General features: G+C 59.6%; 16 protein-coding genes. 6 read left to right on the top strand and 10 right to left on the bottom strand.

What is annotated here, in order from left to right:
• Positions 1–593, bottom strand: a 593-nt coding sequence (locus tag ACQKP2_RS07115; RefSeq protein ID WP_427575516.1) for a carbon starvation CstA family protein, incomplete at its 3' end; no start/stop codon positions are given.
• Positions 594–964: 371 nt separating this feature from the next.
• Here ACQKP2_RS07115 and ACQKP2_RS07110 point away from each other — a divergent pair.
• The 3 genes from ACQKP2_RS07110 to ACQKP2_RS07100 all read left to right on the top strand — a co-directional run bounded on the left by ACQKP2_RS07110 (position 965) and on the right by ACQKP2_RS07100 (position 3585).
• Positions 965–2332, top strand: a complete 1368-nt coding sequence (locus ACQKP2_RS07110; RefSeq protein WP_427575514.1) for a cache domain-containing protein — start codon at positions 965–967, stop codon at positions 2330–2332.
• Positions 2333–2352: 20 nt separating this feature from the next.
• On the top strand, positions 2353–2985 hold the full coding sequence (locus ACQKP2_RS07105) for a response regulator (RefSeq protein WP_427575513.1): 633 nt from the start codon (positions 2353–2355) through the stop codon (positions 2983–2985).
• Positions 2986–3222: 237 nt separating this feature from the next.
• On the top strand, positions 3223–3585 hold the full coding sequence (locus ACQKP2_RS07100; RefSeq protein ID WP_427575511.1) for a hypothetical protein: 363 nt from the start codon (positions 3223–3225) through the stop codon (positions 3583–3585).
• A gap of 324 nt (positions 3586–3909) precedes the next feature.
• Here ACQKP2_RS07100 and ACQKP2_RS07095 read toward each other — a convergent pair whose 3' ends face one another.
• The 4 genes from ACQKP2_RS07095 to ACQKP2_RS07080 all read right to left on the bottom strand — a co-directional run bounded on the left by ACQKP2_RS07095 (position 3910) and on the right by ACQKP2_RS07080 (position 8523).
• Complete coding sequence (locus tag ACQKP2_RS07095) at positions 3910–5256, bottom strand: glutamine synthetase family protein (protein ID WP_427575510.1); 1347 nt, start codon at positions 5254–5256, stop codon at positions 3910–3912.
• Between the two features lie 23 nt (positions 5257–5279).
• Positions 5280–5834 (bottom strand): helix-turn-helix domain-containing protein, encoded by a 555-nt coding sequence (locus ACQKP2_RS07090; protein ID WP_427575509.1) that lies wholly within the window; start codon positions 5832–5834, stop codon positions 5280–5282.
• A gap of 25 nt (positions 5835–5859) precedes the next feature.
• The gene (locus ACQKP2_RS07085) at positions 5860–7149 is read right to left on the bottom strand and encodes an NAD(P)/FAD-dependent oxidoreductase (protein WP_427575507.1); all 1290 of its coding nucleotides are present in this window, start codon (positions 7147–7149) and stop codon (positions 5860–5862) included.
• 171 nt (positions 7150–7320) lie between these two features.
• Positions 7321–8523: an NAD(P)/FAD-dependent oxidoreductase gene (locus ACQKP2_RS07080; RefSeq protein ID WP_427575506.1), complete on the bottom strand. Its 1203-nt coding sequence runs from the start codon at positions 8521–8523 to the stop codon at positions 7321–7323.
• A 298-nt stretch (positions 8524–8821) separates the two neighbouring features.
• Between ACQKP2_RS07080 and ACQKP2_RS07075 the strand changes: the two genes are divergently transcribed.
• On the top strand, positions 8822–9391 hold the full coding sequence (locus ACQKP2_RS07075; RefSeq protein WP_427575505.1) for an RrF2 family transcriptional regulator: 570 nt from the start codon (positions 8822–8824) through the stop codon (positions 9389–9391).
• Positions 9392–9394: 3 nt separating this feature from the next.
• On the opposite strand, the gene ACQKP2_RS07070 is transcribed toward ACQKP2_RS07075, so the two are convergent.
• On the bottom strand, positions 9395–9736 hold the full coding sequence (locus tag ACQKP2_RS07070) for a hypothetical protein (protein WP_427575504.1): 342 nt from the start codon (positions 9734–9736) through the stop codon (positions 9395–9397).
• A 300-nt stretch (positions 9737–10036) separates the two neighbouring features.
• On the opposite strand from ACQKP2_RS07070, the gene ACQKP2_RS07065 reads away from it, so the two are divergent.
• Both ACQKP2_RS07065 and osmE read left to right on the top strand, forming a co-directional pair.
• Positions 10037–10276, top strand: coding sequence for a hypothetical protein (locus ACQKP2_RS07065; protein ID WP_427575503.1), 240 nt, complete (start codon positions 10037–10039; stop codon positions 10274–10276).
• A gap of 13 nt (positions 10277–10289) precedes the next feature.
• Positions 10290–10640, top strand: a complete 351-nt coding sequence (gene osmE / locus ACQKP2_RS07060) for an osmotically-inducible lipoprotein OsmE (RefSeq protein WP_427575501.1) — start codon at positions 10290–10292, stop codon at positions 10638–10640.
• Positions 10641–10766: 126 nt separating this feature from the next.
• Here the strand turns inward: osmE and ACQKP2_RS07055 are convergent, their stop codons facing one another.
• The 4 genes from ACQKP2_RS07055 to benC form a co-directional block, all read right to left on the bottom strand.
• The gene (locus ACQKP2_RS07055; RefSeq protein ID WP_427575500.1) at positions 10767–10958 is read right to left on the bottom strand and encodes a DUF2188 domain-containing protein; all 192 of its coding nucleotides are present in this window, start codon (positions 10956–10958) and stop codon (positions 10767–10769) included.
• Between the two features lie 109 nt (positions 10959–11067).
• Positions 11068–11766, bottom strand: coding sequence for an alpha/beta hydrolase (locus ACQKP2_RS07050; RefSeq protein ID WP_427575498.1), 699 nt, complete (start codon positions 11764–11766; stop codon positions 11068–11070).
• Between the two features lie 37 nt (positions 11767–11803).
• Positions 11804–12577 carry a 1,6-dihydroxycyclohexa-2,4-diene-1-carboxylate dehydrogenase gene (locus ACQKP2_RS07045; RefSeq protein ID WP_427575496.1) on the bottom strand — a complete coding sequence of 258 codons (774 nt, stop codon included), beginning with the start codon at positions 12575–12577 and terminating at the stop codon, positions 11804–11806.
• Between the two features lie 153 nt (positions 12578–12730).
• On the bottom strand, positions 12731–13744 hold the full coding sequence (gene benC, locus ACQKP2_RS07040) for a benzoate 1,2-dioxygenase electron transfer component BenC (protein WP_427575494.1): 1014 nt from the start codon (positions 13742–13744) through the stop codon (positions 12731–12733).
• Positions 13745–13750 lie beyond the last annotated feature (6 nt).

Raw genomic sequence — 13750 nt, 5'->3', positions numbered from 1 at the left:
GCCATCACCGTGAAAATGCCCCATGGGCTTTCGGCCAGGGCCTTGACCACGATCAGCGCCAGCACCGCGAGGATGATGATCATGATCAGGAAGCAGCCGAACAACGCGATGGTGCCGGGGATGCGGCCCATTTCCTCACGGACCATGTCCCCCAGCGAACGGCCGTTGCGGCGGGTGGACATGAACAGGACCATGAAGTCCTGCACGGCACCGGCCAGCACCACGCCGGCGATCAGCCACAGCGTACCGGGCAGGTAACCCATCTGCGCCGCAAGCACCGGACCGACCAGCGGCCCTGCGCCGGCAATGGCTGCGAAGTGGTGACCGAAAAGCACGTGCTTGTTGGTTGGAACGAAGTCCAGACCATCGTTATTGAGTACGGCGGGAGTCGCCCGATTCGGATCGAGCTGCATCACCTTGTTGGCGATGAACAGGCTGTAGTAGCGGTAGGCAACCAGGTAGATAGCGACGGCTGCGACGACGATCCAGAGGGCGTTGATCGCTTCGCCGCGGCGCAGGGCCACGACACTCAGCGCAATCGCTCCCAGGACAGCGACGGCAAACCAGGCAAGGTGTTTAGCCAGACGGGTCATTGCGTGTCTCCTGCCACAGCCAGTGAACTGCGGCGGTAATTTTTATAATTGTGTCCGCTGTGCGGAGCTGGCCCAATATCCGCGCATGCCGTCCACAAATAAATCCGCGTTACTACGTACGCAGGGTCTACGTAGTACTACGTAGACAACTGCATTCTGTTGTGGGAGCCACCCGTCATTCCGTCCAGCAGCGCTACTCGGCGGGCGTAACTTTGACCTATGATTCCGGCCCGCTGGCCCAACTGTAGGAGCGAGCAGGCTCGCGATGGTTTCAGCCTCACCGTGGGGAGTCAGGATGCCCGCGTTATCGTTGACGTCCATCGCGAGCGTGCTCGCTCCTACAGAAAAGAAACTCCGAGACGAGATTAACCATGCAGCTCAAACACAAGATCGTCGCGCTCGGTATTCTGCCGCTGGTGTTGGCCATCGCCGTTATCTGTGCGCTGGTGATTTCCCTGAACCGGCAATTGGGCGATCAACAGGCGCAGCTGATCGAAGACAGCATCCTGGCGAGCAAGCGCGCAGAACTGAAAAACTACGTGGAAATGGCGCAAAGCCTGATCGCACCGCTGTACGACGATGGCCGCGGTGATGCACACGCCCAGCAGCAGGTGCTGGAAGAACTGCGCAAACTCAGTTTCGGTATCAACGGCTATTTCTTTGTCTACGATCACGAAGGTCGCAGCCTGATGCACGCGCGGCAGTCGGAGCTGGTGGGCCAATACCTGTGGGACATGAAAGATCCTCACGGCCTGCCGGTCATACAGGCACTGCTCAAGAGTGCGCAATCGGGCGAAGGCTTTCAGCGTTACGCCTGGAACAAACCTTCTTCCGGCCAGGTGACCGACAAGCTGGCCTACGTGGTGATGCTCGATCGTTGGGGCTGGATGCTCGGCACCGGTATTTATCTGGAAGACGTTGAACGCGCGACCCAACAGGCCCGCGCCGAGGTGGCCCAGGGCATCCGCAAGACCATGATGGCAATTGCCGTGGTCGCCCTTGTCGCGGTGCTGTTCGTGTTCGCCACCGGCATGACCCTCAACGTCAGTGAACATCGTCTGGCGGACAAGAAGCTGCAGCGCCTGACGCAGCGGATCGTCAGCCTGCAGGAAGAAGAACGCTCGCGGGTGTCGCGCGAGCTGCATGACGGCATCAGTCAGGTATTGGTCTCGATCAAGTTTCAGTTCGAACTGGCCAGCCATGTGCTGGAAAATGGCCAGGACAAGGGACTGGGCATTCTCAGAGATGCCACCGAACGACTGGGTGAAGCGATTGGCGAGGTGCGCAGCCTGTCCCACGACTTGCGTTCATCGCTGCTCGACACCCTTGGCCTGCCCGCGGCCATCGGCCAACTGGCAGCGGAGTTCGAGCAGCGCAGCGGACTCACGGTGACCTACAACGACAACGAATTCGATTGTCATCTGCCCGATGGCGCGGCGGTATCGTTGTTTCGAATCGTGCAGGAAGGTCTGACCAACATCGAACGTCACGCCCATGCAAACAACGTATCCATTACTCTGCACGGCTCGGAAGACAACGTGCGACTGACCGTGATCGATGACGGCATCGGTTTCAACGTCGCCCAGGTCGAACGTCGTCACGCCGGTATCGGCTTGCGCAATATCCGTGAACGTGTCGAGCATTTTGGTGGCCGGTTCGAGCTGGCATCGATACCGGGACGAAGCGAGCTGGACGTTGTGCTGCCGATGAAACAGCACGGCAACAACCGCCTGACCTGACAATAAGAGTGATACCGAAAATGAACCTGCCCTCCCCGATCCGCGTTGCCCTGGTCGACGATCATTCCCTGGTCCGCGACGGCATCAAGGCCTTGCTGGCTGTCATGGCACCGCTTGAAGTGGTAGGTGAAGCCGAAAGCGGCGCCGAGGCCATCGAGATGGTTGGGCGTTGCCAGCCGGACCTGCTGCTGGTGGACATCAGCCTGCGGGACATGAACGGCCTGGAGCTGACCCGCGTGTTGCGCAGCCAATACCCGTCGCTCAAGGTGCTGGTGCTGAGCATGTACGATAACTACGAGTACGTGAGTGAGTCGGTACGTTCCGGGGCCAGTGGCTATGTGCTCAAGAATGCGCCGTCACGGGAAATCATCGCCGCTATCGAAGCCATTACCAGTGGCGGCACCTTCTACAGTGCCGAAATCGCCCAGCGGCTGATCGCCGATAAAAACACCGACAACGAGCTGACGCCCCGCGAGAGCCAGGTCTTGTACAAAATGGCCCAAGGGCTGAACAACAAGGAAATGGCCCGGGAACTGGACATCAGCGTACGCACGGTCGAAACCCATCGCCTGAGCATCCGCCGCAAGCTCAACATCGACAAACCGGCCGCGCTGGTCAAATACGCCATCGACCACGGGATCATCTCCCGCTAGGCACACACCCCATTCCCTGTAGGAACGAGCACGCTCGCGATGGCCGTCAACGATAACGCTGGCGGCCTGACACCCCGCGGTGTCCTGTCGTCCATCGCGAGCATGCTCGCTCCTACAGAAGAAAAGCGCTCCATTGACTGCGTCGATAGTCACCATTGATTCAAAGAAGTTCTCTTAAAAAATCCGCGGCGTAACATCTGCTCCATACCAACCGATAACACCCTGGAGCACACGATCATGAAACGCCAAACCCTCCTCAGCATCGCTTTCTCGATTTTCGCAGTGAACGCTTTTGCCGCGACCTCTGCTCAACCCGTCGTCGCCGAAGGTGGCTCGGATCGTCTGATCGAAAGCCGTGTGGCTGAAGGGGGTTCGGATCGTTTAATCCAGAACCGTGTCGCTGAAGGTGGCTCCGACCGCCTGATCGAAAACCGCGTCGCTGCCGATGGTTCGGACCGCCTGCAAGGCAACACCGTCGCTGCCGATGGTTCCGACCGCCTGCAAGGCAACACCGTTGCCGCCGATGGCTCCGACCGCCTGCAAGGCAACACCGTCGCTGCCGATGGCTCCGATCGCCTGCAAGGCAACACCGTTGCCTGAATGCACCGTTGAAACCGCAATACCTGCAAAAAGCCCGGCCTGATCAGCCGGGCTTTTTCGTGGTTCCCGAACAATGCTCAAATTCCAGGCAAAAAAAAATCCCGGGCAGCTGATGGAAGCCCGGGATTTAAAAATGCATAAACCGTGGTGGTGAACGCGGGGCGAATATTACGGAATATTTCTTGCTGTAACAAGATATTTTAGTTAACCGTTCGGTTACTAAATTTCATAACCCTTTAAATATCCAGATATTTTTTAAGGTTAACCTCGAAACGTTCTGAACTGTAAGTTGCCGGGCCCTCTAAATCGCGAGCATGCTCGCGCCTACAGAAACCAGCGATATTCCCGCGCGCTGATATCGTGCATGAATGCCAGATGGTCCTGGCGCTTGTTTTCGCAATAAACATCGACAAACTCCGCGCCCAAACCATTGCGCAGTTGTGCGTTGCCTTGCATGGATTGCACCGCCTCCAGCATTTCCAGCGGGAAACCGATGCCGCTGCTGCGGTCCTCGTTGAGCGGAGCAATCGGTTCGCGGCGATGCTCCAGCCCTTGTTCCAACCCCACCAGGATGGCTGCCAGCACGAGATACGGGTTGGCATCGGCACCTGCCAGGCGGTGTTCGATGCGCAGGTTCCGGGCATCCGATTCCGGTACGCGCAGGCAGGCGTCACGATCCTCGAATCCCCAGCTGGCACGGGAGGCGACGTTGACCGTGCCGCTCAAGCGGCGCATCGCGTTGTGATTCGGGGCAAAAATCGGCATGCAATGCGGCAATACGTCCAGGCAACCGGCTATCCCATGACGCAGCGCTTGCTGCCCGTTGGCCGCCAGCAGGTTGTTGCCCGCCTCGTCATAAAGACTTACATGCACATGCATGCCGCTGCCGGGATACTGCAAATAAGGCTTGGCCATGAAACTGGCGCGGTAACCGTGCTTGAGCGCCACGCCACGGGTGCTGCGGCAAAACAGCGCCGCCCAGTCAGCCGCGCGCAGCCCGTCGTCGAGGTGGCCAAAGTTGATTTCAAACTGGCCGGGGCCCAGTTCGGCGGTGATCACCGTGGCATCGATTCCCTGCGCCCGCGCGCTTTCGACCATTTCATCGAGCACCGGGGCAAATCGCGACAGCCGCTCGATATGCATATTCGGTTGATCGTCGGCATCGTCCGTCAGGTGATCGCGGGCAAATTGCGGCAAGCCATCACGCAACTGCCGATCGAACAGATAGAACTCCAGCTCGAACGCCACCACCGGGAAAATGCCCTTGCCGCGCAGCCGCTCCAGGACTTGCGCGAGGACTTCCCGGGGTTCGAAGACAATGGGTTTTTCCGTGCCATCGGAGGTAATCAGCATCTGCCCCAACGGCTGCTTTTCCCAACCGACCCGTTTGAGCGTGCCAGGCACCAGGCGCCGTGGTGCGTCCGGGTCGCCGTCGTTGAAGCAATAGTCGCCGATCTTGAACAACCCGCCCTGGGTACCGAGCAGCACGCAATTCTGCGGCAACTTGAGCGCGCTGCCGGCCGCCACTTTTTCGAGCATTTCAATCGGGTAGCGCTTGCCGTAGAAATGCCCGGGAATGTCCAGGGAAATCAGGTCGACATAGCGCACATCAGGGTTGCGCTGGCGAAACCCGCGCACTTCGGCCAGCAGATCAGAGCACACAGCATCCATCGTCTTGTTCCTGGTTGTTTTTATCAGGTGTAAACCCACAGCACGCGGGTCAGTTGGTCTGAAAGGTTGCCGTAGCGGCAGTGGGCGTGACTGGCCAGCTGAAAGCTGTCGCCGGCACGCAAGGTGACGGGGTCGTCATCACCCAGCCACAGCGTCAATTCGCCTTGCAGGACATAACCGCCCTGCTCCGAGCTGTCTTTCATGTGTCGGTCACCGCTGCTGGCACCGGGCTCCAGCAGACTTTCGAGCATGGAAAAGGACGCACGCATTTTCGGCGAGACCAGGATGTCGGTGATCCCGTCGGCGTAATACAACGTGCGGCGCTCATCGGGCCGGGTCACCCAAGGCAAGGCCATGGGCTTGGGCAGGCTGTAGAAATAGGTGGTGGGCACGCCGAGGGTTTCGCTGATGGCCGTCAAATCCGCCACCGTCGGGCGCGACAAACCACGCTCGACCTGTGAGAGAAAACCCACGGAACGGCCGATTTTGTCCGCCAGTTCCTTCAGGGTGTATTTCTTGTGTTTGCGCAGGTCCTGGATCAGGATCGCCAGCGCCGAAATTTCTTCTTGCATGTCCATCTAAAGGCTTCCAGAAATTGCCGCTTCAAATGCTGTCACGCAGCCGATACCAGGCTTTGCCGATGGCTTCCAGCGGTGCAGCCATGTATTTGCCACCGGGAAAGCTGCCGTTGGTCAAACCCTGGTACAACGCCAGCTCGTCCGGCCGACCGAGGATCGCATCGCCGACGGCCCGGGCTGCGGCCAGGGTTGGCAGCACGCCGTGCCCGGAGTATCCCTGTAACCAGTACAGGTCGCCGCGTCGGCCGATATCGGGGGTGCGCTTGAGTGTCAGGTCGATGTGACCGCCCCAGGCGAACTCCAGCTCGATCCCTTTGAGTTGCGGGAAAACCCGCTCCAGACAAGGACGGGTGGCGCCAGCGATGTCCTTGGGCATTCCCCCCAGATAGGTGCAGCCTCCACCGAACAGCAACCGGTTGTCGGGGGTGCGCCGGAAATAATCGAGTACGAATTGATTGTCGGTGACGCAGACATTGCTCGGCAGCAAGGCGACCGCCTGCGCTTCGGACAAGGGTGCCGTGGCCACCTGGTAGGTGCCGACGGGCAACACGCAACTCGATAGCTGCGGGTCGAGGCGATCAAGGTAGGCATTGCAGGCCAGCACCAGCACGTCTGCGCGGATACGACCCTGCTCGGTGGCGACCACATATCGGCCGCCTTCTTCACGATAATTGAGTGCCCTGCTTTGTTCATGAATCACGCCACCGGCCTGCTCGACGGCATTGGCCAGGCCCAGCGCCAGTTTCAGGGGATTCAAGTGCCCGCCTTCGGGATCGAACAGTCCGGCCTGATAACGCTCGCTCGCGACCCATTGCGGCAATTGGGCCCGCTCGATGAAGCGCAAGCCATCATGTCCCCATTTGTGGCTGGCCTCGTGCTGCCATTCGGTGAGCAGACTGACCCGTCGCGGCATGACCGAGGTCCAGAGGTGCCCGGCCCTGTAGTCGCAATCGAATCCATGCCGTGCCGGCAGTTCACGCAGCTCCCGCGCCGCCCAGCGCATGCCGTCCCATAACCGACGCGCACGTTCATGACCCAGCGCAGCCTCCAAAGGCGGCATGTCACAGGACCAGCCAAGAATGGCCTGCCCACCATTGCGTCCCGAGGCAGCCCACGCCACCCGACTGGCTTCGAGCAATGTCACGCGCTTGCCGGCCTGAACCAGGCGCAAGGCGGTGTGAAGCCCGCTGAAACCGGCGCCGATGATCAGCACTTCGGTGTCCTGCTCGCCTTTCAAGGCCGGTCGATTGATCAGGTGATCGGCACAGGAATGGGCGTAGTAACTGTCGACATGGCGGGTGGATTGCTGAAACATACCGGCTCCATGAAATTTTATAGTTTTAATTTCATGAAAAAATACACGGAGTTTTTCATTGATGCAACGACCCCAGGGATGAACAGTGCTCCAAAATCACCGGCAACAAAAAATCCCGCCCGGTAAACCGGACGGGATTGGCTTGAACATTCGAGGTTACCGAATCGGTACTCAGGCAATCGGAATCAACGGATCCGCCGCTGCCCAGGCCACCTGACGATCAGCCACCGGCGGATAGATCCACACGGTGTTGATCTGGGTCTTGAGCTCCTTGCCCTCTTGACCGGTCAGCTTCACCTGACGATCCCAACCCTCGGTGTACACCGCTCCCCACGCGCCCAGATCCAGGCAGGTAACGTACTTGGGCTGGCTGTACGGCGTCGGGTCCACGCCCAGGATCTGCGCGGCCACGTTGTTACCGGCATGGCGGCCCAACACGATGGCGTGCTGGCAGGTCATCAGCGCGTAATTGCCGATGTCATCGGTGGCTGCGTAAGCCACATCGCCGGTGGCGTAGACATCGTCCTGACCGATGACCTTCAGGTGGGCATCGACATGCAGGCGACCGAGATGATCGCGTTCAGCCGGGATTTGCTCGGTCAGCGAGCTGGCCCGTACACCGGTGGTCCAGACCACGGTTCTGGCATCGATACGCTGGCCATCGGACAAGGTCACGCCGTTTGCATCGACGGCAACGACCGACGCGTTCAGGTGCCACTTCACACCGGTTTCAGTGCTGGCCTCGACGATCTTCTCGGCGATTTCAGGCCCCATGGAGCCACCGATCTTGTCGCCACGATCGACGATGATGACCTTGATATCTGCACGATCACCGAGAATGGCCCGCAGACGCGCCGGCATTTCAGTCGCTGTTTCGATCCCGGTGAAACCACCACCGGCAACCACTACTGTATTGCGCGCCGGGCTCTCCGGTTGGTTGGCCAGGGCCTTGAGGTGATTTTCCAGGCGCACGGCCTGTTCGATCTGGTCGACATCAAAGGCATGTTCGGCCACGCCAGGCGTGCCAGGCAACGCCAGCCGGCTGCCGGTGGCCAGAACGAGTTTGTCGTAGATACAGACTTGCTGGTTGCCCGAGGCATCAATGTAGCCCACACGTTTTTGCGCGACGTCGATGGTCTCGGCGGCGCCCTTGATGAACTTCACGCCAACGGCATCGAACAACTCACCGATCGGAGCAGCCAACTGGTGGGCGTTCGGCTCGTAGAAACGCGGACGCACCCGCAATTCGGCCTGAGGCGCCAGAACCGTCACTTCAAAGTCGTCGTGACCGTGAATGTCGAACAGACGCGTGGCGCTCAAAGCGGTCCACATGCCACCAAAACCTGCGCCGATTACCAGGATGTGTTGTTTCATTTTGAACTCCGGGGGAAGAACCAGACATTGAGTTTCGTTATGGGACCAGGAGCCTGGCGCGACTCTCGCCTGGAGAATGTTGCTCGCTGCCGACCTGATAACTACGACTATATTGATCCTAGTTAATCGCCGCAACGAATTTTTTGCGATGGTTTGCATCTACGCAATCGATAGTCCCGGCAAATCCTGCAAAACCAGCACGCTCAGCAGCTTTACCGGCGCAGGAAGAGCCGGACCGTTCGTTGTCGCGCTAACGATCAGCTGTTAATATTTGCGACAACATTAGTCGGAGATCGATATGTCCCTTTACAGCGCAGGTGTCGAGTACGGCATCCATTGCCTGATTTTCCTGGTAGGCAATAGCGGCGACACCCGCGAAGCCAGCGTGCGCGACCTTGCAGAGCTGCAAGGCGTGCCTGTGGACTATCTGGCGAAAATCTTCACCAAACTGGCCAAGGCAAAACTGGTGGTCGCCACCGAAGGCGTGCGGGGAGGCTTCAAGCTGGCCCGCCCCAGCGATGAAATCACGCTGCTGGACATCGTCAACGCCATCGACGGGCGCAAGGCGATTTTCGAATGCCGGGAGATCCGCGGTCGCTGTGCGCTGTTTGAGGGGCAGGCTCCCGACTGGGCGCTGGACGGCCACTGCTCGGTGCACGGGGCCATGTTGACCGCGCAGAAGCGCATGGAGGAGGCCCTGGCCCAGCAGACCATCCTGGACATCGCCAGAAGGGTTGGACGCAAAGCCCCCGCAGAATTCAATGCGAAGGTCGACAACTGGATGAACGATCGACGGGAAAAGAAAGGCGCTTCAAGCACGCAGACAAACGACGATCAGCACATCCCGGTCACCGACATTACCGGCTGAACGCTACAGGCAGTCGCGCAGGGACTTGCGCAGCGCTCCAGACTTGGCCCAAGGCGGCCCCTGGTACAGCGAAACGCGGCTGCCATCCTTGTATTTCACGATATCCAGGATTTCATCGGCGGTGATGACACTGGGCGCGGTAATCCGGTAGCCGTTGGAAATCGAGACTTGCGTGGTGTGGGATATCTCTTTTTGCCACTCGGGCAACACACAGGCAGCAACCTCTTTGGGTGGTTTCTCACTGTACTTGCTGACATTCGGCTCACCCGGAACCATCGAGTTCGGCAACGAACACCCCGTCAGCAACACCAACACCAATGCCCCCAATACCATCCGACTCTGCATGAAGCGTCCTTAATTCCTGAAAAAATGAAATGTAGCCTGTCACTCGTCACGCATCCATCGGATGCATCACATTTTACTGACTGTCGTTGACATCGCAGTGCCCCCAAAGTGCCATCTGGCAGGTACGAAGAATTCCAAAGCCTCCCGTCAGGCAAAGACCCGGTCCCCGGATACGACAGCGATTTTTGCAGAACGCGCAAATTACCCGACCAAAGGACACGACCCGCGATCAGATAAACACAACGCCCGGTTGTACAAATGGGTCTAAAATTTTCAGGCGCAGAGTGACAGGAGATGATCATGTGGCTTAACGAATCGGAACAAGCGCTTCGACGCGACCTCATAGGACTGGCATCGGATCTACGCTGGTCGGCGGTCGAGTTATTGCGCATTGCAGATCAATTGCGCCTGGCCGGCAACGACGCCGATGCCGAGGCAGCCCGACGCCTGTGCGATCTGTTTCAGGGCGATGAGGAACGACTGTCGGGCTATGCCGAGGAAGTGAAGGCCAAAGTCATCAGCCGCAACAAGGCTCAATAACGGGAGCGCCGAGATGAACAAGCCTCGCTGTATCCTGCTCGCCCTGCCGATCCTGTTGGCAGGTTGCAATACCGACGCAAAACTCTACGGGGACCAGCCGTTGGTAGCCAGGGTCGAGAACGGCATGAGCAAGGAGCAAGTGGAGCAAATCGGCGGCCCACCGCTGGCCGTGTCTGATCGCACCGTCGAGCCCGGTACCTGCTTTGACTACAAACTGACCCGGCCAGGCCATCAACAACCCTACAACGTCAGCTTCGACAGTCGCGGCAAGGTCGATCACAAAAGCTTCATGACCTGCGCCGAATGGAGCAGTACCCAACAACGGGCACGAGAGCCTTCGCGCTCCGGCGGCGGTGGATACTAGCTTTTACTGTAGGAGCGAGCATGCTCGCGATAGTCGTTAACGATTACGCGTGTTTTCTGGATAACCGCGGCGCGTTTGAGTTCATCGCGAGCATGCTCGCTCCTACAGTATTACGCGTCGATCCACCTACTGGCTGCGCGCCTGCCTGCTCGACCTCGCCCGATAGCCCGGCAGCGATGCCGCAAATGCCAACGCTGCCTCACGGCTGTCGAATGACCCGAGCCGATCACCTTTGGTGCAAACCTGCCAGGGGCCGTTATTCACACTGAGTACGTCATAACCGTTCATGTGCATCTTGTTCAGCATCGGAACACTCATGATCACCTCCATTTCGGCAATGCTATCCAGAGACAACGCACTTACCTTACACCCACGCCGCGCCAAGATGCCGACCAGACGTCGTGTCGCAATGGCGGCATCCGATTGACTATGGATTGGCCAGCGCCACCGCCGCCTTGTCGATGAACGCCGCAACCTCCCCGGGTCGTGAGGCCAGCGACGCATGGCTGGCATTCAAGGTCAGGATTTCCCGCGCATTCAGGCGCCCGGCCATCCATTGCTGGTTCTGCGGTGCAATCATCCTGTCATCGCTCGACACCTGATACCACGAAGGTTTTTTCTTCCACGCCACGCTGCCAATGGTGTCACCGAAGGTACTGGCCAGCGGCGCCTTCTGGGTGATACCCATGACCAGCCCTTCCGTTGCCGGCAGATCCTGGCAGAAGCTTTCATGGTAGAGCTCGGGCTTGACCCACAGATAACCGTCGCTATCCGGGGTCAGGTTCGCCGCCGCTGCCGGAGGATGTCGCTGGGTGATGCCGCCAGGGCTTTCGCCGGCGTCCGGCGCAAACGCGGCGATGTACACCAGTCCCACCACATTGGGCTGATCACCGGCCTCGGTGATCACCGCGCCGCCATAGGAGTGCCCCACCAGCAGCACGGGCCCCGACACCTGGGCAATCATCTTGCGCGTGCGCTCGGCGTCGTCGGCCAGTGATGTCAGCGGCATTTCCACCGCATGAATTTGGGTGTAGCCCTTGTTCAGCAGTTCGACGATGACCTTGTTCCAGTGGGCAGCACCACCCCAAAAACCATGCACCAGCACGATCGCGGGTTTATCACTCATCACGATGACTCCAGAAATGGATGGGGGGCCAGGCACTTCAGCCCTGATCGCCGCCGCCGACCGGCATGACCATCCCGGTGATGTAGGACGCTTCGTCGCTGGCCAGAAACAGAATAGCCCCTGCCTGTTCATCCAGCGTGCCGTAACGCTTCATCAAGCTGCTGTCCAGGGTCTGGTCGACAATCTGCTGATACCAGACTTTCTCCTCGGCCGACTGCTCGGCGCCATTGCGCGGGATGCGCCGCGGCGGCGCCTCCGTACCGCCGGGCGCCGTCGCATTGACCCGAACTCCGCGACCGGCAGTTTCGAACGCCAGGCATGCCGTCAGCGCATTCACACCGCCCTTCGCCGCGCCATAAGGCACGCGGTTGATGCTGCGGGTGGCGATGGACGAGACATTGACGATGGCACCGCTGCCCTGCTCCAGCATGAACGGCAGCGCGGCGTGACAACACCACAGCGTCGGGAACAGCGAGCGACGTACCTCAGCCTCGATCTGCGAGGCTTCATAGTGCTCGAACGGCTTGGCCCAGATCGTCCCGCCGACGTTATTGATCAGCACATCCAGACGCCCGAAACGCTCGACAGCGGTGCGCATCACCCGGTCGCATTCTTCGTATTGCTCAAGATCGGCCGTCAGAGCCAGTACCTGACTGATGGGCGCCAGCTGCTGTTGCAACTCGAACACCAGCTCGGAGCGGTCGACCAGTATCAGCTTCGCCCCTTCGGCCGCCATGCGTTCGGCTACACGTCGACCGATCCCCTGGGCGGCCCCGGTGATCAGCACGACTTTTTCGTGAAATCTGTTCATGTGTACCTCAAGAATTCTCGGACGAATCGCGATCCTGTAGGAGCGAGCAAGCTCGCGATGATTTCAAAAGCGCCGCGGGGCATCAGGCAGCCAGCGTTATCGTTGACGTCCATCGCGAACAGGTTCGCTCCTACAGGTGGGCTGCCTATAGCCTCACGCCGCGCTGGCGGCGAATTTCTCGTAGTAGAAGTTCGCCGGGGTGATGCCTTTGTCACGAATGTATTGGCTGACCGCTTCGACCATCGGTGGCGGCCCGCACAGGTAGACGTCGACATCGCCGTCGTTCAGGTGCCCCGGCTCGATATGCTGGGTCACGTAACCCTTGAGCGGGTGTTGGCTGTCGGAGCTGGCCACGCAGGCGCTGTAGCTGAAGTTGGGAATGCGCGCGGCAAAAGCTTCCAGGCGATCGAGCTCGACCAGATCGAAATCGTGGGTCACGCCGTAGATCAGGTGCAACGGATGTTCACTGCCCTGCTCGGCGATTTTCTCCAGCATCGCGGTGAACGGCGCCAGCCCCGTGCCACCGGCGAGCAGCAACAGCGGACGACGGATATCGCGCAGGTAGAAACTGCCCAAGGGACCTGCCAGGGTCATGCTGTCGCCGGCCTTGGCCATACCGGTCAGGAAACTGCTCATCAGCCCACCGGGCACGTTGCGAATCAGGAAACTGACTTCGCCGTCACGTTGCAACGAACTGAACGAATACGCACGGGTCTGCGTGCTGCCGGGAACGCCCAGGTTGACGTACTGCCCCGGCAGGAAAGCCAGTTTGCTCAGGGCCTCGCCCTTGATCGACAGCGCGATGGTGCTGTCGGACAACTGGCGCACGGCGCTGATGGTCGCATCGTAGCTGGCCTTCTGTGTACGGCAGACTTCCGATGAGGTTGGCACCCGCACCACGCAATCGCTCTGGGCGCGCATCTGGCAGGTCAGGACAAAACCCTGCGCGGCCTCTTCGCTACTCAAGGCGTCTTCGATGTAATCCTCGCCCAGATCGTAGCGACCGGCCTCGGCAAAGCACTTGCAGGTGCCGCAGGCGCCATCGCGGCAGTCCAGCGGAATATTGATGCCCTGGCGATAGGCGGCATCGGCCACGGTCTCGCCGGCGTTGGCGTCGATGAACCGGGTGACGCCGTCTTCGAAATTGAACGCAATGGAATGGGTCATGACGGC

Origin of the sequence: Pseudomonas sp. NPDC089569 (genome assembly GCF_050280625.1) — a bacterium.
GTDB lineage: Bacteria > Pseudomonadota > Gammaproteobacteria > Pseudomonadales > Pseudomonadaceae > Aquipseudomonas.
This window is presented reverse-complemented; position numbering and strand designations above follow the sequence as displayed.